Origin of the sequence: Pseudonocardia autotrophica, from assembly GCF_003945385.1 — a bacterium.
Taxonomy (GTDB): Bacteria; Actinomycetota; Actinomycetes; order Mycobacteriales; family Pseudonocardiaceae; genus Pseudonocardia; species Pseudonocardia autotrophica.
This window is the reverse complement of record NZ_AP018920.1, coordinates 3,263,926-3,282,581: the sequence shown is the minus strand read 5'-3', so window position 1 is coordinate 3,282,581 and position 18,656 is coordinate 3,263,926. Positions and strand designations below refer to the sequence as shown.

General features: G+C 74.2%; 17 protein-coding genes. 5 read left to right on the top strand and 12 right to left on the bottom strand.

What is annotated here, in order from left to right:
- Positions 1 to 218: 218 nt before the first annotated feature.
- Entirely contained in the window at positions 219 to 1,298 is a 1,080-nt protein-coding gene (locus Pdca_RS15480) for a M24 family metallopeptidase (RefSeq protein WP_085913916.1), read from the bottom strand.
- A gap of 31 nt (positions 1,299 to 1,329) precedes the next feature.
- Between Pdca_RS15480 and Pdca_RS15475 the strand changes: the two genes are divergently transcribed.
- Positions 1,330 to 2,046 carry an MBL fold metallo-hydrolase gene (locus Pdca_RS15475; protein ID WP_085913917.1) on the top strand — a complete coding sequence of 239 codons (717 nt, stop codon included), beginning with the start codon at positions 1,330 to 1,332 and terminating at the stop codon, positions 2,044 to 2,046.
- Here Pdca_RS15475 and Pdca_RS15470 read toward each other — a convergent pair.
- The gene (locus tag Pdca_RS15470) at positions 1,998 to 3,443 is read right to left on the bottom strand and encodes a YhjD/YihY/BrkB family envelope integrity protein (RefSeq protein ID WP_125911426.1); all 1,446 of its coding nucleotides are present in this window, start codon (positions 3,441 to 3,443) and stop codon (positions 1,998 to 2,000) included. The genes Pdca_RS15475 and Pdca_RS15470 overlap by 49 nt on opposite strands.
- A 90-nt stretch (positions 3,444 to 3,533) precedes the next feature.
- Here Pdca_RS15470 and Pdca_RS15465 point away from each other — a divergent pair, with 90 nt between their 5' ends.
- Both Pdca_RS15465 and Pdca_RS15460 read left to right on the top strand, forming a co-directional pair.
- Complete coding sequence (locus tag Pdca_RS15465; protein ID WP_085912029.1) at positions 3,534 to 4,757, top strand: AI-2E family transporter; 1,224 nt, start codon at positions 3,534 to 3,536, stop codon at positions 4,755 to 4,757.
- A 26-nt stretch (positions 4,758 to 4,783) separates the two neighbouring features.
- Positions 4,784 to 5,389, top strand: a complete 606-nt coding sequence (locus Pdca_RS15460; RefSeq protein WP_085912030.1) for an HdeD family acid-resistance protein — start codon at positions 4,784 to 4,786, stop codon at positions 5,387 to 5,389.
- Between the two features lie 153 nt (positions 5,390 to 5,542).
- Here the strand turns inward: Pdca_RS15460 and aroB are convergent, their stop codons facing one another.
- The 4 genes from aroB to Pdca_RS15440 are packed head-to-tail and all read right to left on the bottom strand — an operon-like array spanning position 5,543 to position 9,240.
- A complete protein-coding gene (aroB, locus tag Pdca_RS15455) occupies positions 5,543 to 6,676 on the bottom strand; it encodes a 3-dehydroquinate synthase (protein ID WP_085912031.1) in 1,134 nt (377 codons plus the stop codon).
- Positions 6,673 to 7,368 carry a shikimate kinase gene (locus tag Pdca_RS15450; RefSeq protein ID WP_085912032.1) on the bottom strand — a complete coding sequence of 232 codons (696 nt, stop codon included), beginning with the start codon at positions 7,366 to 7,368 and terminating at the stop codon, positions 6,673 to 6,675. Before Pdca_RS15450 ends, aroB begins: the two co-directional genes overlap by 4 nt.
- Positions 7,365 to 8,570, bottom strand: coding sequence for a chorismate synthase (aroC, locus tag Pdca_RS15445; RefSeq protein WP_085912033.1), 1,206 nt, complete (start codon positions 8,568 to 8,570; stop codon positions 7,365 to 7,367). The genes Pdca_RS15450 and aroC overlap by 4 nt, the downstream gene beginning before the upstream one ends.
- 13 nt (positions 8,571 to 8,583) lie before the next feature.
- Positions 8,584 to 9,240 (bottom strand): prepilin peptidase, encoded by a 657-nt coding sequence (locus tag Pdca_RS15440; RefSeq protein WP_085912034.1) that lies wholly within the window; start codon positions 9,238 to 9,240, stop codon positions 8,584 to 8,586.
- A 140-nt stretch (positions 9,241 to 9,380) separates the two neighbouring features.
- Here Pdca_RS15440 and Pdca_RS15435 point away from each other — a divergent pair, with 140 nt between their 5' ends.
- Positions 9,381 to 10,214, top strand: a complete 834-nt coding sequence (locus Pdca_RS15435; protein WP_085912035.1) for a spermidine synthase — start codon at positions 9,381 to 9,383, stop codon at positions 10,212 to 10,214.
- A gap of 23 nt (positions 10,215 to 10,237) precedes the next feature.
- Here the strand turns inward: Pdca_RS15435 and Pdca_RS15430 are convergent, their stop codons facing one another.
- From Pdca_RS15430 to shbA, 6 genes are all read right to left on the bottom strand, one after another.
- On the bottom strand, positions 10,238 to 10,561 hold the full coding sequence (locus tag Pdca_RS15430; RefSeq protein WP_085912036.1) for a hypothetical protein: 324 nt from the start codon (positions 10,559 to 10,561) through the stop codon (positions 10,238 to 10,240).
- A gap of 111 nt (positions 10,562 to 10,672) precedes the next feature.
- On the bottom strand, positions 10,673 to 11,815 hold the full coding sequence (locus tag Pdca_RS15425) for an endolytic transglycosylase MltG (protein ID WP_158092106.1): 1,143 nt from the start codon (positions 11,813 to 11,815) through the stop codon (positions 10,673 to 10,675).
- Between the two features lie 132 nt (positions 11,816 to 11,947).
- Positions 11,948 to 12,385, bottom strand: coding sequence for a Holliday junction resolvase RuvX (gene ruvX / locus Pdca_RS15420; RefSeq protein WP_085912038.1), 438 nt, complete (start codon positions 12,383 to 12,385; stop codon positions 11,948 to 11,950).
- The gene (gene alaS, locus Pdca_RS15415; protein ID WP_085912039.1) at positions 12,382 to 15,054 is read right to left on the bottom strand and encodes an alanine--tRNA ligase; all 2,673 of its coding nucleotides are present in this window, start codon (positions 15,052 to 15,054) and stop codon (positions 12,382 to 12,384) included. The genes ruvX and alaS overlap by 4 nt, the downstream gene beginning before the upstream one ends.
- A 294-nt stretch (positions 15,055 to 15,348) precedes the next feature.
- A complete protein-coding gene (locus Pdca_RS15410) occupies positions 15,349 to 16,158 on the bottom strand; it encodes a hypothetical protein (protein WP_085912040.1) in 810 nt (269 codons plus the stop codon).
- A gap of 186 nt (positions 16,159 to 16,344) precedes the next feature.
- Complete coding sequence (shbA, locus tag Pdca_RS37785) at positions 16,345 to 17,220, bottom strand: RNA polymerase sigma factor ShbA (RefSeq protein WP_085912041.1); 876 nt, start codon at positions 17,218 to 17,220, stop codon at positions 16,345 to 16,347.
- Between the two features lie 373 nt (positions 17,221 to 17,593).
- Here shbA and Pdca_RS15400 point away from each other — a divergent pair, with 373 nt between their 5' ends.
- On the top strand, positions 17,594 to 18,655 hold the full coding sequence (locus Pdca_RS15400; protein ID WP_085912042.1) for a S1 family peptidase: 1,062 nt from the start codon (positions 17,594 to 17,596) through the stop codon (positions 18,653 to 18,655).
- The last annotated feature ends 1 nt before the right edge of the window (position 18,656 follow it).

Sequence of the window (18,656 nt, the reverse complement as noted above, 5' to 3'; positions counted from 1 at the left end):
GGCCACCGTCGGTGGCCTGCTCCGGTGGCGGCGTCGTCCGGGCTCCCCCGTGCCGTCCACTCGGGATCCGCCGGGCCCTGCCACGACGGCCGGCGTGCTCGGACCCTACGAGCGGCGCGCGCGGACCCGCGCCGGACGGTTGACGGCACAGCGGCGGCGGCCCGTCACGTTCCGGCTACGACGGATGACGTAGGCCGGTGCCCCCGGGCCGGTGCAGCTCAGACCTCGACGAGCTCGCGCGGCAGCGTGGTGAGCGGCACCGGCGGGCCGCCGGCGACGACGTGCAGCAGGTCCTCGATCCGGACACCGCCGCGACCCTCCAGGTAGACCCCCGGCTCGACCGTGACCAGCTGTCCGGCGGCGACGGTCCCGAGCCCGGTCCGGGTCAGCCACGGTGCCTCGTGCACGGCGAGGCCGACGCCGTGCCCGAGGCCGTGCGGGAACTCGTCGGCGTGCCCGGCGTCGGCGACCACGTCGCGGGCGGCGGCGTCGACGTCGGTGACGACGGCACCGTCGAGCAGCGCGGCCCGCCCGGCGGACGCGGCGGCGTCGACCAGCGCGTGCAGCTCGCGCTGCCAGCCGGCGGCCGGCCCGAGGCAGAAGGTGCGGGTGGTGTCGGAGTGGTAGCCGTCCAGCGTGGCCCCGAAGTCGATCTTCACGAGGTCACCGCGGCGCAGCTCGGCACCGGTCGGGCGGTGGTGCGGTACGGCCGAGTTCGGTCCGGCCGCGAGGATCGTCTCGAACGACGGCCCGGCGGCTCCGAGCCGGCGCATCCGGTCCTCCAGGTCCAGTGCCACCTCCCGCTCGGTCCGGCCCGGGATCAGGCCGCCGGCGTCGAGCAGCCCGCGCAGCGCGGTGTCGGCCAGCTCGCAGGCCCGGCGGACGGCGTCGACCTCGGCGGCGTCCTTCACCGCGCGCAGCCCGCCGACCAGGCCCGGCGCCCGGAGCAGCCGGCGGCCCGGCGTCGCATCCCGGACGGCCGCGAGACCGTCGACGGTCAGTCCGGCCGAGTCGTAGCCCAGCGTCGAGCCGGCCGGCACCCGGGCGGCCGCGGCCGGCCCGCTCGGCCGATCGATCACGACGTCGAGATCCGGGCTCTGCCCGGCGGCCTGGAGCCGGTAGCGGCCGTCGGTGCACAGCAGGTCACCCGCCGGATCCGCGCCGATCACGGCGGCGGCGTTCGAGCCGGTGAACCCGGTCAGGTACCGCACGTCGAGCAGGTCGGTGACCAGCAGCGCGTCCAGCCCGGCGGCACGCAGGACGGTGCGGAGGCGGTCGCGCCGGTCGGGGTGGCTCATGCGCCCGACCCTATGTCCTAGGGTCACGCGCATGGGCCTGTACTTCCGCCAGCTGCTCTCCGGCCAGGACTACGCCGTCGGCGACCCGGTGGCCACCCAGATGGTCAACTTCTCCTACCTGATCGGGGACCGGGAGTCCGGGGAGGCCGTCGTCGTCGATCCCGCGTACTCCCCCGACGAGCTGCTCTCGACGCTCGACGCCGACGGCATGCGGCTCACCGGCGTGCTGGCCACCCACCACCACCCCGACCACGTCGGCGGCTCGATGATGGGCTTCGATCTCGTCGGTCTGGCCGAGCTGCTCGGCAAGCATCCGGTCCCGGTGCACGTGCAGCGGGCCGAGGCCGACTACGTGACCCGGGTGACCGGACTGTCCGCGACCGACCTGACCCCGCACGACCACGACGACGTGCTGGAGATCGGCGCACTGCGGATCCGGCTGCTGCACACCCCCGGGCACACCCCGGGCAGCCAGTGCTTCCTGGTCCAGGACCCGGACGGCGACAAGCTCGTCGCCGGGGACACGCTGTTCCTGCAGGGCTGCGGGCGCACCGACTTCCCCGGCGGTGACGCCGCGCAGATGTACCACTCGCTGCAGCAGCTGGCGTCGCTGAAGGGCAACCCGACCGTCTACCCCGGTCACCGCTACACCGACGCACCCAGTGCCGCGCTGGAGGACGTGCAGCGCACCAACATGGTCTACCGGGCGACGTCGGCGGAGCAGTTCGTGTCGGCCTTCGGCGGCTGACCCGCGGCTGTGTCGGCCGGGTGGGTCCCGTCGGCAGTGTCGGTTCCAACGGCAGTGTCGGTTCCAACGGCAGTGTCGGTTCCAACGGCAGTGTCGGTTCCAACGGCAGTGTCGGTTCCAACGGCAGTGTCGGTTCCAACGGCAGTGTCGGTTCCAACGGCAGTGTCGGTTCCAACGGCAGTGTCGGTTCCAACGGCAGTGTCGGTTCCAACGGCAGTGTCGGTTCCAACGGCAGTGTCGGTTCCAACGGCAGTGTCGGTTCCAACGGCAGTGTCGGTTCCAACGGCAGTGTCGGTTCCAACGGCAGTGTCGGTTCCAACGGCAGTGTCGGTTCCAACGGCAGTGTCGGTTCCAACGGCAGTGTCGGTTCCAACGGCAGTGTCGGTTCCAACGGCAGTGTCGGTTCCAACGGCAGTGTCGGTTCCAACGGCAGTGTCGGTTCCAACGGCAGTGTCGGTTCCAACGGCAGTGTCGGTTCCAACGGCAGTGTCGGTCCCGACGGCAGTGTCGGTTCCATCGGCAGTGTCGCTTCCGTCGGTCGCCACCCAGGCGGCCAGCATCACCAGCAGCCGGGACATCGCGAACAGGAAGAACAGCGTCGCGAGCACAGTGCCGAACACGGCGACGCCCGCGGTCTCCGAGACCGCACCGACCGCCAGTGCCGTGCCCAGCTTCAACAACTCCAGCGCGACCGCCCCGGCCGCAGCGGGCCGCAGCACCCGGCGCAGCGGCACCGGGCGGCGCGGCAGCCGGGCCAGCACGAAGCACAGCACCGCCGTGTCGACCACCAGCACCAGCACCGCCCCGACCACCCGCAGCACGATCCGGCCGCCGATCGCGTCGCGCAGCCCGAACAGCTCCAGGGTGAGCCCGGCGAGCCCGGTGACGGCCAGCGTGACCCCGATCGACCCGAGCACCGCCGCCCCCAGCACCAGCAGCGCCCACAGGTCCCAGAACACCCGGCGCGGCGAGACCATCCGCACCGCGGGCAGCCGGAACTGCGCGGACAGCGCCTCCCGCAGGTACGACGTCCAGGTCGTGCCCGCCCACAGCGCGCCGAGCGCGCCGATCCCGACCAGCGAGCCGCGCTGCTCCACCGCGGTCGCCAGCACCGGTTCCACGGCCGACATCAGCCCGGGCGGGAACGTCGTCTGGACGGCGGCCACCAGATCGTCCTGCGAGGTCGTCCGCCAGAACACCAGGAACCCGACCGCGACGAACAGCACCATCGCCAGCGGGACGGCCGCGATCACGGTGTAGAAGGCGACCGCTGCGGACAGGTGGTTGCCCCGCTGGCGCCGGTAGCGGTCGACCGCGCGCTGCGCGTGCCCGATCAACGGCGACCGCTCGGGGATGCGGCGCAGCCGCGTCACCCCGTGCCGGATCTGCGCGCGCATCGGTCCATCCTCCACGACGAGCCGCCCGCATCCCGCGATCAGGGCCCTAAGTCCGTTACCGGCGGCCCCGCGGGGCGCTAGAAGATCAGCATGCCGGAGAACGCCTCGCTCCCCCGTGCCGCGACCGTCCTGCTCGGAGCGGCGGGAGCCGTCGTCGCGGCCGCCGGGCTGTACGCCGCCGCCTGGCTCGTCGGACCGGTGTTCCTGGCACTGGTGGTGGTGATCGTGGTGCATCCGCTGCACGGCAGGCTGCGCCGGGCCGGGGTGCCGGGCTGGCTCGCCACGACGGTGCTGCTGCTCGCGATCTACGGACTGCTGCTGGCGCAGTCCGCGGTGGTCGTCGTCTCGATCGCCCGGCTGGTCACGGTGCTGCCCGGCTACGCGGCCGAGGCGAACCAGCTCGTCTCCGGATTCACCGCGCAGGCCGCGGCGTTCGGCGTCGGCGCCGAGCAGCTGCAGGCGCTGGCGTCGTCGCTGGACGCCCGGCGGGTCACCACCCTCGCCGCCGGGATGCTGCTGCAGGTCGCCGGGCTGGCCGGGAACCTGATCTTCCTGTTCTCGCTGCTGCTGTTCCTCGGGATCGAGTCCACCGCCGCCTCGGCGCGACTCGACGCCGTCGCCGCCGTCCGCCCGGCGATCGCCGACGCGCTGCGCCGGTTCGCCTACGGGACCCGCCGGTTCCTGGTCGTCACGACGGTGGTCGGCCTGGTCACCGGCCTTCTCGACGCCGTGCTGCTGGCCGCGCTCGGAGTACCGCTGGCGGTGCTGTGGGGGCTGCTGGTGTTCATCACCAACTACATCCCCTACATCGGGTTCTGGATCGGGTTCTTCCCGCCGGTGCTGCTGGCGCTGCTGGCCGGCGGCCCCGGGATGGCGCTGGCCGTGTCGGTGGTGTTCATCGTGCTCAACTTCGTGCTGACCTCGCTGGTGCAGCCCCGGTTCGTCGGCAACGCGGTCGGGCTCTCGGTGTCGGTGACCCTGGTCGCGCTGGTGTTCTGGGCCTGGCTGCTCGGTCCGCTCGGCGCGGTGCTGGCGGTGCCGCTGACCCTGTTGGTGAAGCTGCTGCTGGTGGACGCCGACCCGCGCGCGCAGTGGATGGACGCGCTGCTCGGCAGCACTCCGGTCGCGGCCCCGGCGGGCGGGCCGGCGGCACCGGATCCGGCCGCCGACGACACCGGGACGAGCGGGACCTTCGACCCGACCGACCCCGCTCCCGGAGCGGGACCATTCCCCGAGCCGACGTCCGATCCGGCGCCAGCGGGCCGGCCTCTCGACGCCGGCCCGCAGGCGGCCCCGGACGCACGACAACCCTGATGTGCTGATCGGACGGAGAGCGAGAAATGGCAGACACGACCAACATCGACGACGGGACCGGCGCCTCGGCGCCGGTGGGCCCGGCCGGGAACGGTGCGGTCTCCACGCAGGTACGCGCGCTCGTCGTGCTGCGTGGTGTCCTGGTTCTGGCGTTCGGGCTCGCGGTGCTGTTGACACCCGGGCTCGCGCTGCTGGCGCTGATCTTCGTGTTCGCGGCGTACGCGCTGGTCGACGGCGTCGCCGCGATCGTGCTCGGAATCCGGCACCGGGCCGAGCGCCCCGGCTGGGGCTGGACGGTCGCGCAGGGCGTGGTCTCGGTCATCGCCGGTGTCGTCGCGTTCACGCTGCCCGCGTCGGCGGCGATCGCGATCCTGTTCGTGATCGCGTTCTGGGCGATCATGGCGGGTGTCGTCACCGCGATCTCGGCGAACGAGGTCCGCAAGCACGGCGGGCCGTGGGGCTGGATCGCCGGCCGGGCGGCGCTCGACGTGCTGTTCGGTGTGCTGCTGCTGGTCTGGCCCGCCTCGGGGATCCTCGCGCTGCTCTGGCTGATCGGCGCGTTCGCCGTGGCGTCCGGGATCGTGCTGATCGCCCAGGCGTTCCGGTCGCAGACGCACCCGGCCATCGGCTGACCCGCCGCGAGACCGGTGGCCGGGTCCGCGCGGACCCGGCCACCGGTGTGCCGGTGAGCAGGTCGCCGCTCTGCCGGCCACCGGTCAGCCGGTCTGTCGTTCTGCCGCTACTGCCGGACGGCCGCTACAGCCGCCTCAGCCGCCTCAGCCGCCTCAGCCGCTGATCGCGGCGTACGCCGTCTCCAGCAGTGCCGGATCGGGCCCCTCCAGCCGGGCCGGCTTCGCCAGCCCGTCGAGGACGACGAACCGCAGTGTCCCGGCCCGCGACTTCTTGTCCCCGCGCATGCTCTGCACCAGCTCGGGGAGCACCCCCGGCAGGTACGACGTCGGCAGCCCCACCAGCTCCAGCACCTCGCGGTGCAGGTCGGCGGTGGCGTCGTCGAGCCGGCCGGCGGCGCGGGCGAGCTCCGCGGCGAACACCAGCCCGACCGCGACCGCGTTGCCGTGTCGCCAGCGGTAGCCCTCCCGCCGCTCGACGGCGTGCCCGAGGGTGTGGCCGTAGTTCAGGATCTCCCGCAGGTGCGACTCCCGCAGATCGGCCCCGACGACGTCGGCCTTCACCCGGATCGAACGCCGCACCAGCTCGGCGAGCACCGGGCCGGCCGGGTCGAGCGCGGCGGCCGGATCGGCGCGCACCCGGTCGAGGATCACCGGATCGGCGATGAACCCCGCCTTCCAGACCTCGGCGGAGCCCGCGACGAGCTCCTCGCGGGGCAGTGTCCGCAGCGTGTCCAGGTCGACGAGCACCGCGGTCGGCTCGTGGAAGGCGCCGACCAGGTTCTTCCCGGCCTCGGTGTTGATCCCGGTCTTGCCGCCGACCGCGGCGTCGACCATCGCCAGCAGCGTGGTCGGCACCTGCACGACCCGCACGCCCCGCATCCAGGTCGCGGCGACGAACCCGGCGAGATCGGTGACCGCTCCCCCGCCGAGGCCGACGACGACGTCCGCCCGGCTCAGTGCGGCGTCCGCGCAGGCCTGCCAGCAGGCGGCGAGCGAATCGAGGGTCTTGCCCGCCTCGGCGTCGGCGACCTCGATCCGGAACGCGGCGAGCCCGGCGGCGGCCAGCTCGGCGCGCGCACCCTCCGCACGATCGGCCAGCGTCGGCGGGTGCACGACGAGCACCCGGCCCGCGCCGGTCCCGGCGACCACCTCGGCCAGCCGGTTCGCGACGCCCGCCCCGACCAGCACCGGGTACGGCCGCTCGGCGTTCACCTCGATCCGGACCGATCCGTCCGGCTCGCGGTCCCCGGAGGTGTCGGGCAGCTCCGGGCGGCGGGGATCGGTCATCGGTTCTCCAACGGGTGGTCCGGGCCGGGGGCGCCGAAGCCCGGCGCGGGCAGCGAGGAGTCGGCGCGCGGGGTGGGCCGGTCGTGCGGGTCCTCGGCGTCCGGCGTGGCGTCGGACGCCTCGCCGCCGGGAAGCCCGAGCGCGTCGAGCACGGCGGCGGCCACCTGGTTCGGGCTGCGGCGCGCGGTCGGCACCTGCACGGTGGCGACCTCGGCGTAGAGCGGGGCGCGCTCGGCGAGCAGCGCGCGGAACGTGGCACGCGGGTTGACCCCGGCCAGCAGCGGGCGGGCGGTCGACATGCCGGTGCGGCGCATCCCGTCGGCGAGATCGACGTCGAGTGCGACGACCCGGTGTTCGCGCAACAGCTCCCGGGTGGCCGCGGCGAGCACGGCGCCACCGCCGAGCGAGAGCACGCCGCGCCCGGCGCGCAGCTGCTCGGCGACGACCTCGTGCTCCAGCTTCCGGAACGCGGCCTCACCGTCCTGCACGAACATCTCGGCGATCGGCTTCCTGATCCGCTGCACGATCAGCGCGTCGGTGTCGTCGAAGGCGAGCCCGAGACGCTGCGCGAGCAGCGTGCCGATCGTCGACTTCCCGGAGCCGGGCGGCCCGACGATCACCAGGAACGGCCCGCCCTCCGGATCGGGCCCCGGCCCGGCCCCGGCGGCGGTGCTGCCCTCGGTGGCGGTCACCGGTCCTGCCCCGCCAGGTAGCCGGCGACGTTGCGCCGGGTCTCGGCCAGCGAGTCCCCACCGAACTTCTCCAGCGCGGCCTGGGCGAGCACCAGCGCCACCATCGTCTCGACGACGACGCCGGCCCGCGGTACGGCGCACGCGTCGGAGCGCTGGTGGATCGCGGTGGCCTCCTCGCCGGTGACGGTGTCGATCGTCCGGAGTGCGCGCGGCACGGTGGAGATCGGCTTCATCGCGACCCGGACCCGGACCGGCTCGCCGTTGGTCATCCCGCCCTCGATGCCACCGGCCCGGTTGGTCAGCCGGGTGACCGGCACGCTGCCCGCCGGGCCCTCCTGCGGCTTCCCGGCGGGGATCATCTCGTCGTGCGCGACGCTGCCGCGGCGGTGCGCGGTGCGGAAGCCGTCGCCGATCTCGACGCCCTTCATCGCCTGGATGCCCATCAGCGCGGATGCGAGCCGGGCGTCGAGCCTGCGGTCGGCCTGCACGTAGGTGCCCACGCCCACCGGCATCCCGTAGGCGATCACCTCGATCACCCCGCCGAGGGTGTCCCCGGCGTCGTGCGCGGCGTCGATCTCGGCGGCCATCGCGGCGCCGGAGGCCTCGGTGAAGGCGCGCACCGGGTTCGCGTCGATCCGCTCCAGGTCGTCCGGGCCGGGCAGCGGCTCGTCGTCGGGGGTGTCGACGGCGCCGATCGCGACGACGTGCGACACGATCCGCACCCCGAACGCCTGCTCCAGGAACGCCTTGGCCACCGTGCCGAGCACCACCCGGGCCGCGGTCTCCCGGGCACTGGCGCGCTCCAGCACCGGGCGGGCCTCGTCGAACCCGTACTTGGTCATGCCCGCGAGATCGGCGTGCCCGGGCCGCGGCCGGGTCAGCGGCGCGTTGCGGGCCCGGTTCGCGATCAGCTCCGGATCCACCGGGTCGGCCGCCATCACGGTCTCCCACTTGGGCCACTCGGTGTTCGCGATCCGCACGGCGACCGGGCCGCCCTGGGTGATCCCGTGCCGGAGACCGCCGATCACCTCGAGCTCATCGGCCTCGAACGCCATCCGCGGGCTGCGGCCGTAGCCGAGCTTGCGGCGGGCCAGTTCGGCCTGCAGTTCCTTCGTGGTGATCCCGACTCCGGCGACCATGCCTTCCAGCACACCCACCAGGGCCGGGCCGTGGGACTCCCCGGCGGTGATCCATCGCAGCACGGCATCCATCCTCTCACCCGCAGATCACGGCCCCGGAGCAGGTCACGGTCCCCGTCACGGCGAGGAGCACCGCGCTCAGCGCCGCGCCGAGCAGCACCGGTCCGTGCGGCAGACCGCTGCCCCGGTGCGCCCGCCCCGACAGCAGGGCGAGCACCGCGACCACCCCGGACACCAGCACCGCCAGTCCCGCCGCGACCGGCAGCCCCGCCCAGCCCGGCGCGGCCACCGCCGCCCCGACCGGCCCGGCGAGCTTCACGTCGCCGGCGCCCATCGCCACCGGGGAGACCAGGTGCACCGCGGCGTAGGCGCCGCCGAGCAGCAGCGCCCCGGCCGCCCCGCGCAGCACCGCGGGGCCACCGGCCGGGACGGCGGCCAGCAGCACCAGCGGCAACGCCGGCAGGGTCAGCGCGTTCGGCAGCCGGCGGTGCGCGAGATCGGTGATCGTGCCAGCGACGGCGAGCCAGCCCAGCACCGCGAGCAGCGGCAGCCACCGGACGCCGAGCAGCCCGCCCGCGACGAGCAGCCCGAGCCCGGCGCCGCCCACCGCCAGTGCCGCCGGGCAGCCCGGCGCGCTGAGCCGGGCGCACCGGCCCAGCCCGTACCGGGTCGACATCCCGGCGGCCACCCCGGCGGCGCCACCGGTGAGCAGGCCGAGCAGGTGGGTCTCCATGCCTCGAACCTGCCGCACCGACGGCCGGTACGACCCCACCGATTCCGCATCTGTGGATCGATATCGCGGTTGGGGACAACTGCGGCCCCGGCGGCACCCCGGCACCGGTGCGGGTCTCCCCCGCGCGGCAGGATGGAGCGATGGGCACCGGGACCGAGGTCGAGCACGGGATCGCCGAGCTGGTGCAGGACCCGGATCGTCCGCAGTCGTGGACCCTGCTGCTCGACGGCACCGCCCAGTCGCACGTGGACCTCGACGATCCCGAGCACCTGGAGTTCGAGTATGTCCGGCGGATCGCGCACGTCACCGACCTGGCCGCGGCGCCCGCGGTGCCGCTGCGGGTACTGCACCTCGGCGGCGGCGCATGGACGCTCGCCCGCTATCTGGCGGCCACCCGTCCCGGCTCGGCGCAGACCGTCGTCGAGCTGGACGCGGCGCTGGCCGAGCTGGTCGCGCACCGGCTCCCCGGCCCGGACGAGAGCGACGGGCTGCGGATCGTCACCGCGGAGGCCCGCGCGAGCCTCGCGAGGTTCGGGGCCGGCGCGTTCGATCTCGTCGTGCTCGACGTCTTCGCCGGTGCCCGCACCCCGGCCCAGGTGACGACGGCGCAGTTCCTGCAGGCCGTCCGGCGGGTGCTCACGCCCACCGGGATCCACATCGCGAACCTCGGCGACGGCGCGCCGTGGCCGTTCCTGCCCGGCCAGATCGCCACCGCCGGTGCCGCGTTCGGCGAGCTGGCCCTGATCGCGGCGCCGGACGTGCTGCACGGCCGCCGGTTCGGCAACCTCGTGCTGGTCGGCTCCGACCGCGGGCTCCCGGTGCCGGGGCTGACCCGCCGGGCCGCGGCCGATCCGTTCCCGGCCCGGGTGCTCGACGACGACGAGACCCGGGCGCTGGCCCGTGGCGCCGCCGTCGTCACCGACGCGACGGCCGTGCCGTCACCGAAGCCACCGGCCGGGTTCTGGGGGCAGTGACCGGGTCCCGCTCACCCCTCGGGTCACTCGGGAGCACCCGGGTTCCGGTCCGGGGGCTGTTGCCACGGCGGGGCCGGTGGCTGCGGCGGCCACGGTGCTCCCGGCGGGTGCACCGGAGGATGCCCGTACTGCTGCCAGTTCGGCGGCGGTGGCGGATACGGACCGCCCGGCGGGTAGCCGTAGACGTAGCCCGGTGGCCGGGCCGTCACACCGACCGGGATCAGGATCGCGAGCAGCGACATCGGGACCATCAGCCAGCCGAGGAACAGGGTCATGAACCCGACCACGAACCAGCCGAACGCCCACATCGAGCACCAGATGATCCAGAAGACCCGGAGATCGGACACCGGCCTGTTCCCTCCATTCGGCGAGGGCAGCGCGACCACCCGCGATCATCTCGGCCCTGCGCGCCGTGACGTTACTCCGGGCGGAGCACGAGCGGCGCCGTTCCGGACCGATCAGAACGCGCCGGCCTCGCGGGCCCTGGCCACGTTGGCGAGGTGCTCGTCGTAGTTCGCGGCGAAGCACGACTCGCCCTCGGTGGTGCAGCGCACGAAGAACAGCCACGGGCCGTCCGGCGGGTTCTCGGCGGCCTGCAGCGCGGTGACCGACACCGAGGCCACCGGGGTCGGCGGCAGTCCGGTGGTCATGTAGGTGTTGTACGGGCCCGGGGTGCCTCTGGCCTCGGCGGTGGTGCGCAGCGCCTGCACGTCGAGCGGGTAGTTGACCGTCGAGTCCATCTCCAGGCGCTGGTTCACGGCCAGCCGGTTCTCGATCACCCGGGCCACCCTCGGCATGTCCGGGTCGAGGGCCTCCTTCTCGATGATCGAGGCCACGACCAGGGTCCGGTAGGCGCCCTCGCCGCTCAGCCCGGCCGCCTCCAGCCGCTCGGCCGATGCGGTGAGGACCTCGCGCAGCACGTCCGCCGGGGCGCCCTGCGGATCGATGTCGTAGGGCCCGGGGGCGACGAGCCCCTCCATCCGGCGCTCGGGCGCGGCGTTGCGGTAACCCGCGTGCGCCCACTCGGGCACGCCCAGGTCCGCCGGGTCGGCGGCGGCCATCGCGGCCCGCAGCTCGTCGACGCCGGTGCAGGCCGGATCGCCGTCGGCACCCCCGAGGCAGGTCGCCTGGGAGATCTGGGAGAGCACGCCGGAGCTGACGGCGCCGTTGGGGGCGCTGGTGTCGTCGATCTGCACCCCGCCCTTGACGTCCATGAATCCGACCCGGCGTTCCGGGTCGAGCATGCCGTCGACCGCGGAGCCGCCGGACATCTGCGAGCGGAGCTCGTAGAAGCCGGGCTGGACCCGCTGGATGTCGGGCTCCCGGGCGGCGGCCTCCAGGAACCCGGCCCGGGACTTCACGACGTCCTGGGTGACCAGCCGGTCGCCGATGGCGCTGGTGGAGTCGCCCGGCTGCACCCGGACGACGACCGAGCCGCTGCCGGATCCGACGTAGTCGTCCGGGCCGCTCAGGAACAGCGCCACGGCCACCAGGACCGCGCCCGCGAGCAGCGCGGAGGCCAGCAGGGCCAGCCGCCGCCTGCGGTAGTGCACGGGCGTCGGGCGGTGGCGGACGGGCGGCGCGGTCACCGGGGCGCTCACGCCCGGTCCCGTGTCCGGGACCGTCGGTTCACGTCGTTCTCGCCGGCGCCGGTCACGGCATGGAGGGTAACGGGCCGGTGGCCCGGACGAGCAGCCGGCCACAGATGTCGATCATGTCCACCCGCAAGGGTCTCAGCGCCCCGCGTCCAGCCAGCCCTGCAGGATCTGCACCGCCGCGGCCTGGTCCACCACGGCCCGCTGCCGGCGCCCCTTGACCCCACGACCGGACAGCTGCCGGGCCGCGACGACGGTCGTCATCCGCTCGTCGGTGAGCTCGACCGGGACCTCCAGCCCGGCCTCCAGCGCGGCCGCGAACTCGAGGGCGGCCTGCGCCGCCGGACCGTCCTCGCCGCGCAGGTTGCGCGGCAGGCCGAGCACGACGCCGACGACGTCGTGCTCGGCCACCAGCTCCGCGATCCGGCGCACGGCGGGCTCGTCGGTACCGTCCCGCTCACCGCGCGCGACGGTCTCCACCGGGGTGGCGAGGATCCCGTCGGGATCGCACATCGCGACCCCGACCCGCACGGCGCCCACGTCGATGCCCAGGCGCCGGCCGCGCTCCCGGGTCATCCGCGGATCGCGGTGCGCAGCTTCTGGATCGCCGCGTCGACCCCGGACGGGTCGGTGCCGCCGCCCTGCGCCAGGTCGGGCTTGCCGCCGCCGCGACCGCCGACGGCGGGCGCGAACTCGCCGATCAGCTTCCCGGCGGCGATCCCGTTGTCCCGGGCCGCCTTCGTGGTGGCGACGACGAACGACACCTTCTCCCCGTCGACGCCGAACAGCGCGACCACACCGGGCCGCTCGCCCAGCTTGCCGCGGACGTCGGCGGCCAGGGTCCGCAGGTCGTTGCCGCCGACCCCGTCCGGGGCGGTGACGGCGACCAGGGCGGTCCCGTCGAGGTCCTCGGCCTGCTGGGCCAGCGCCCCGGCCGAGGCCAGGACGGCGTCGGCGCGGTGCTTCTCCAGGTCGCGCTCGGCGGTCCGCAGCCGCTCGACGATCCCGTTGATCCGCTCCGGCAGCTCCTCCGGGCGGGCCTTGAGCTGCTCGGCGAGCTGGTTGACCAGCAGGTGCTCGGTGGTGGCGTGCTTGAAGGCGTCCAGCCCGACGAGCGCCTCGACCCGGCGCACACCGGAGCCGATGGAGGCCTCGGACAGCACCCGGACCAGGCCAAGCTCGCCGGTGCGGCGCACGTGCGTGCCACCGCACAGCTCGCGCGAGTAGTCGCCCATGTCGACGACGCGCACGCGGTCGCCGTACTTCTCGCCGAACAGCATCATGGCGCCGAGCGTGCGGGCCTCGTCGATCGAGGTCTCGTAGGTCTGGATCTCCCGGTCCTCCTGGAGCACCGAGTTGACCTCCTCCTCGATCTCGACCAGCGCCGCGGGCGGCACGGCGCCGGTCGGCGAGGTGAAGTCGAACCGCAACCGGCCCGGGGCGTTCAGCGAACCGGCCTGGGCGGCGGTGCTGCCCAGCGCGCCGCGGACTCCGGCGTGCACCAGGTGGGTGGCGGTGTGCGCGCGCGAGATCGCGGACCGGCGGGTGCGGTCGACCTCGGCGACGACCTCGGCGTCGAGGGTCACGGTGCCGGCGGTGACGACGCCGCGATGCACCCGCAGCCCGGCCACCGGGGACTGGACGTCGTCCACCCGGACCTCGAAGGACGCGCCGCGCAGCAGGCCGCTGTCGGCCTGCTGGCCGCCGGCCTCGGCGTAGAACGGGGTGCGGTCGAGCAGCACCTCGACCTGCTCGCCCTCGTGCGCGGCGGGCACGGTGGCGCCGTCGCGCAGCAGCCCGACCACGCGGGACTCGGACTCACACGTCTGGTAGCCGAGGAAGTCGGTGGCGCCGTGCGTGTCGAGCACCGCTCGGTAGACCGAGGCGTCGACGAAGCCGACCTTGCGCCCGGCGGCGTCGGCCTTGGCCCGCGCGCGCTGGGAGTCCATCAGCGCGGTGAAGCGCTCCCGGTCGACGGTGAGCCCGGCCTCGGCGGCCATCTCCAGGGTCAGGTCGATCGGGAACCCGTAGGTGTCGTGCAGCTGGAACGCCTGGTCGCCGGGCAGCACGGTGCGCTGCGTGCGGCGGGCCTCCTCGACCGCACCCGAGAAGATCCGCTCACCGGCGGTGAGGGTGGCCCGGAAGGTGTCCTCCTCGGCCCGGATCACCGCGGAGATCCGCTCGAAGTCGGTGGCCAGCTCCGGGTAGGTGGGCGACATGGCGTCCCGCACGACGGCGGCGAACTCGGCCAGGCACGGCCCGGTGATGCCGAGCAGCCGGGCCGAGCGCACGACCCGGCGCAGCAACCGGCGCAGCACGTAGCCGCGGCCCTCGTTGCCGGGGGTCACGCCGTCGCCGATGATCATCAGCGACGAGCGGGCGTGGTCGGCGATGACGCGGAAGCGGACGTCGTCGATCTCGCCCTCCGGGCCACCCGCGCCGTAGCGCTTGCCGGACAGCTCCTCGGCCTTGGCAATCACCGGGCGGACCAGGTCGGTCTCGTAGACGTTGTTGACGCCCTGCAGCAGGAACGCGACCCGCTCGACACCCATCCCGGTGTCGATGTTCTTGTGCGGCAGGGTGCCGATCGGCGGGTGCCCCTTCTTCGGGGACAGCGGGCCGCGCTCGTCCTGCATGAAGACGAGGTTCCAGATCTCGAGGTAGCGGTCCTCGTCGGCCTCCGGGCCGCCCTCGGCGCCGAACTCCGGGCCGCGGTCGACGTAGATCTCCGAGCAGGGGCCACCGGGGCCGGGCACACCCATGTCCCAGTAGTTGTCGTCGCCGCCGCGGCGCTGGATGCGCTCCTCGGGCAGGCCGGCGATCTCCTTCCAGAGCGCGATGGCCTCGTCGTCGTCGTGGTAGACGGTGACCCAGATGATCTCCGGATCGAAGCCGTAGCCGCCGTCGTCCTGGCTGCGGGTGATCAGCGACCAGGCGAACTCGATGGCGCCGCGCTTGAAGTAGTCGCCGAAGGAGAAGTTCCCGGCCATCTGGAAGAACGTGGTGTGCCGGGTGGTCTTGCCGACCTCGTCGATGTCCGGGGTGCGGACGCACTTCTGGATCGAGGTGGCGCGCGGGTAGGGCGCGGGCACGTCACCCAGGAAGTACGGCTTGAACTGGACCATGCCCGCGTTCACGAACAGCAGCTGCGGATCCTCGAGGATCAGCGACGCGCTCGGCACGGGCGTGTGCCCGGCCTGCTCGAAGTGGGCGGTGAAGCGGCGGACGATCTCGTGGGTCTGCACCGGAAGGTCTCTCGTGACGGGTACGGCGACGGGCTGCGCCGGCGACCGGGGTCGCTGCGCGGGAACACCGTACGGCGGGACGACGCAGGCGCGCCGGGAGGCACATCGATCGGCGGGCTGTCTCAGGTGCCCGCCCCGGGCGCTCGGCCCGGGAACGGCTCGTCGGGCCCCGAGGAGAGCGGCACGGGAGACGCGAACGCTACGGCGCTGGTCACGCTGCCTCCTCCCCTCGATCGGCCCGACTGCGGAACCGCCGACCAGGCTACTCCCCGTGCCCGGGCCGGGGCCCGCCGGTCACCGCCGGTCGATCTCCTCGGCGAAGGTCCCGGTCGTGGTGCCCGGCTCCAGATCCGCCCGCAGCTCGCCGTACAGCACGACCAGCGCGGCGGTGGTGAAGACGATCAGCGGGATCGTCAGCAGGTTCGTCAGCAGTGCGACGACGGTCGAGAGCCCCTCACCGGAGCTGAAGAACAGCCCGGGCGACGCCGCGACGAGCATCGCCACCACGCTGTAGAGGAAGGACAGCACCGCGAGCAGCAGGAGCCTGCCGAGTGTCCCGAAGAACCGCGGGTTCACCAGCTGGAACGTCCGGCCGAGCCCGCCCCGTTCGATCGTCAGGACGCCGATCAGGGTCCCGCCGAAGACCACGGTCAGGTAGATGCCGGGCAGGATCAGCAGGACGTAGCCGATGGCGGTGAGCACGACGCTCAGCACGATCCAGCCGATCATCGGCAGGAACCGGCGACCGGCGAAGCCGAGCGCGTCCCCCGCCGTCCACGCCCGGCCGGCCGCGTCCCGGACGATCACGAACACCGATGCCGCGAGCCCCAGGGTGCCCAGCACCGCTGAGAGCAGCCGGACCGTCGCCGACTCGGTCGCCAGCACGTAGTCGAAGCCGAAGCTCGGAGCGAGCGGCTCGGCCTCGCCGAAGGCACCCAGCCCGCCGAGCAGGCCGACGATCACCGCGACCGGGACGAACACGACGAGCTGGATCACCACCAGCGGGACCAGGCTGCGTCGCACCGTGGCGAAGCTCGTGGCGAACCACTCCGACAGCGATCCCGAGATCAGTGGGTCTCCCAGCGGCTGCGACCGATCGTTCATGCCGCGCAACCTAATGCGACGGTGGCCCGATCTTCGCGACGAACACCACGGATACCCCCGAACGGGGACGGCCGGTGCCCGCGTGCGCCCGAGCACGCCGGCACCGGCCGTCTGCGGTCCGCGGCTGCGGGCACCGGTCCGGAGGGGCGACCGGTGGTCCGACGGGACCGCCGTACCGGTACCCGGTCAGACCGCGACCGGCAGACCGACGGAATCGCCCGACTGCTCCGTCTCCGGGCGCCGCGGCACCGGGATCACCGCCGGCACGGCCGCCGCGGGCCGGGCGGGCACAGGCACGACAGGCACGGGCGCTGCCGCCGCGGGGCGTGCCGGTCGCGGACGGGGCGCCGGCGGGCTCGCGACCGTCGGAGCCGACGCCGGCGCCGGAGCAGCGCCCCGCCGGGCCGCCCGATCCTCCAGCTCCCGGCGCAGCCGCTGCAGTGCCCGGTGCTGCGCGACCCGGACCGCGCCCGGGGTCGATCCCAATGCGTCCGCGGTCTCCTCCGCGGTCAGGCCGACGGCGATCCGCAGCGTGAGGATCTCGACCTGGCGCTTGCCGAGGATGCCCAGCAGGTCGGTGAGCCGATCGTTGCGCTCGGCGTCGAGCACCACCTGTTCCGGGTCCTCCTCGCGACCGATCCGCTCGGGCAGCTCCTCGACCGCGTCGCACCGGTTCCTGGCCATCGCCCGGAACGCGTCGGCGATCTTGTGCCGGGCGATCCCGAACACGAACGCGCGGAACGACATCCCGGAGAGGCGGTAGTCCGGCAGCACGGCGAGCACCGCCATGCAGACGTCCTGGGCCACGTCGTCGGCCGATCCGAGGGTGGTCTCCCGGCGCCCCAGCCGGGCCCGGCAGAACCGCTCGACCTGCGGCTGGATCCGGGACAGCAGCAGCGCGACCGCGGCCGGGTCGCCGGAGATCGCCGCCTGCAGCAGCTGCGGTGGGAGCAGGTCCGGGGCGGGCCCGGTGTCCGGCGTCCCCGCCGCTGTTCCACCACCGCCGTCCTCCGCAGGGCCGGTGGCAACGGCCGGTTCGATCACCGCGAGTCCGTCATGCATCGTGCCAGCGCTCCTCCGATGCGGCCCGCCGCATCCCGTCCCCGCGATGACGCCGGTCCTCCCCGTTCGGCGGGGCACGATCGGCGCGCTCGGTGTCCTCGTGCCGGGGTTCGGCGCCCCCTCAGGTCCGCTCGGCCGCACCCCGGCCTGCGGTCAACCATGACGACACACCCGATCGGGGTCAATCAACATGCTCAATTTGCGGTATGTGGCGACGCGCGGTAATGCCTTTCGGCCCTCCGAGGCAACCTCTGCGCCGATCAGGCGTCCACGCTCTGTCACTCCTTCCGGTGCCGGTGCCGTGCGTGACCCGGACGGCCGCGGTGTCGTTGAGCCGGGTGCCGCCCACCCCGCTCCCCGAAGGACCGCCTCCGTGCCGCTGAGCCACCCGCACCGTCTGTCGCTCGCCGCCCTCGCCGGCGCCGCCGTGATCGCACTCGGCGTCGCCGTGCCCGCGGCGGCGGAGCCGGCCCTGCCGGTGGGCCTCCCCGAGCTGACCGAGGCAGCCGCCGCAGATCTGGTTCCCGCGGTGGCCGGGGCGGCCGGCGAGTCTCTCGCCGGAACCTGGTTCGAGGACGGCCGGCTGATGGCCGGGACCTGGGACCCGGCCGTCGCACCGGTACTGACCGCGCTGGGTGCGACGCCGGTCGTCCGGGACGGGCCCCGCCGCGATCCGCTGGCGGCGCTCCGGGAGCTCGACGCCCGGACCGCGACCACCCCGCCGGACGGGCTCGCCTCCTACGGGATCGACCCGCGGACCGAGCAGCTGGTGCTCGACGTCGTCGAGGGGCCGGACGCGGGCCGTGTCGCCGGTGAGCTGACGGCCGGTATGGACCCGGCGGCGGTCCGGGTCGAGCGGGTTCCCGCGGCGCCGCGCCGGCAGGCCGCGGTGTCCGGTGGCGACACCATCAGCGACGGGAGCAGGCGCTGCACGGCCGGATTCGCCGCCTCCGACTCCGCGGGTGACTGGGTGATCACCGCCGGGCACTGCCTGCGCGGGTCCTCCACCTGGTACGCCGCCGACCAGAGCACGATCGGTTCGGGTGGGCGTACCGCGGGCAACGGCGTCGACGTCGGCGCGATCCCGGTCGAGCGGGGCAGCGCCGCACCGACCGTCGCCGGGACCCGGGTGCGGGGTACCTCGGTCGCTCCGGTGGGGTCGTCGGTCTGCCTGTACGGCTCCACCAGTGGCCGGTCCTGCGGGACCGTCGAGCGCACCGACGTGACGGTGAACTTCGAGGGCGAGCAGCAGTCCGGCCTGACCGCCGTCGGGACGTGCGCGCAGGAGGGTGACTCCGGCGCGCCCTACATCACCTCGAACGGCCAGGCCCAGGGCGTGCACACCGGAGCAGGCGGCTCGGGCAACTGCACCAGCTACTTCACCCCGATCCGGACCGCGACCGGCGCGCTGGGCCTGACGCTGACCACCGGCTGAG

Excerpts from the sequence above, each read along its gene's own strand:
- Pdca_RS15480 (WP_085913916.1), bottom strand. The coding sequence starts at position 1,298 with ATGAGCCACCCCGACCGGCGCGACCGCCTCCGCACCGTCCTGCGTGCC.
- Pdca_RS15475 (WP_085913917.1), top strand. The coding sequence starts at position 1,330 with ATGGGCCTGTACTTCCGCCAGCTGCTCTCCGGCCAGGACTACGCCGTC.
- Pdca_RS15470 (WP_125911426.1), bottom strand. The coding sequence starts at position 3,443 with ATGCGCGCGCAGATCCGGCACGGGGTGACGCGGCTGCGCCGCATCCCC.
- Pdca_RS15465 (WP_085912029.1), top strand. The coding sequence starts at position 3,534 with ATGCCGGAGAACGCCTCGCTCCCCCGTGCCGCGACCGTCCTGCTCGGA.
- Pdca_RS15460 (WP_085912030.1), top strand. The coding sequence starts at position 4,784 with ATGGCAGACACGACCAACATCGACGACGGGACCGGCGCCTCGGCGCCG.
- aroB (WP_085912031.1), bottom strand. The coding sequence starts at position 6,676 with ATGACCGATCCCCGCCGCCCGGAGCTGCCCGACACCTCCGGGGACCGC.
- Pdca_RS15440 (WP_085912034.1), bottom strand. The coding sequence starts at position 9,240 with ATGGAGACCCACCTGCTCGGCCTGCTCACCGGTGGCGCCGCCGGGGTG.
- Pdca_RS15435 (WP_085912035.1), top strand. The coding sequence starts at position 9,381 with ATGGGCACCGGGACCGAGGTCGAGCACGGGATCGCCGAGCTGGTGCAG.
- ruvX (WP_085912038.1), bottom strand. The coding sequence starts at position 12,385 with ATGACCCGGGAGCGCGGCCGGCGCCTGGGCATCGACGTGGGCGCCGTG.
- Pdca_RS15410 (WP_085912040.1), bottom strand. The coding sequence starts at position 16,158 with ATGAACGATCGGTCGCAGCCGCTGGGAGACCCACTGATCTCGGGATCG.
- shbA (WP_085912041.1), bottom strand. The coding sequence starts at position 17,220 with ATGCATGACGGACTCGCGGTGATCGAACCGGCCGTTGCCACCGGCCCT.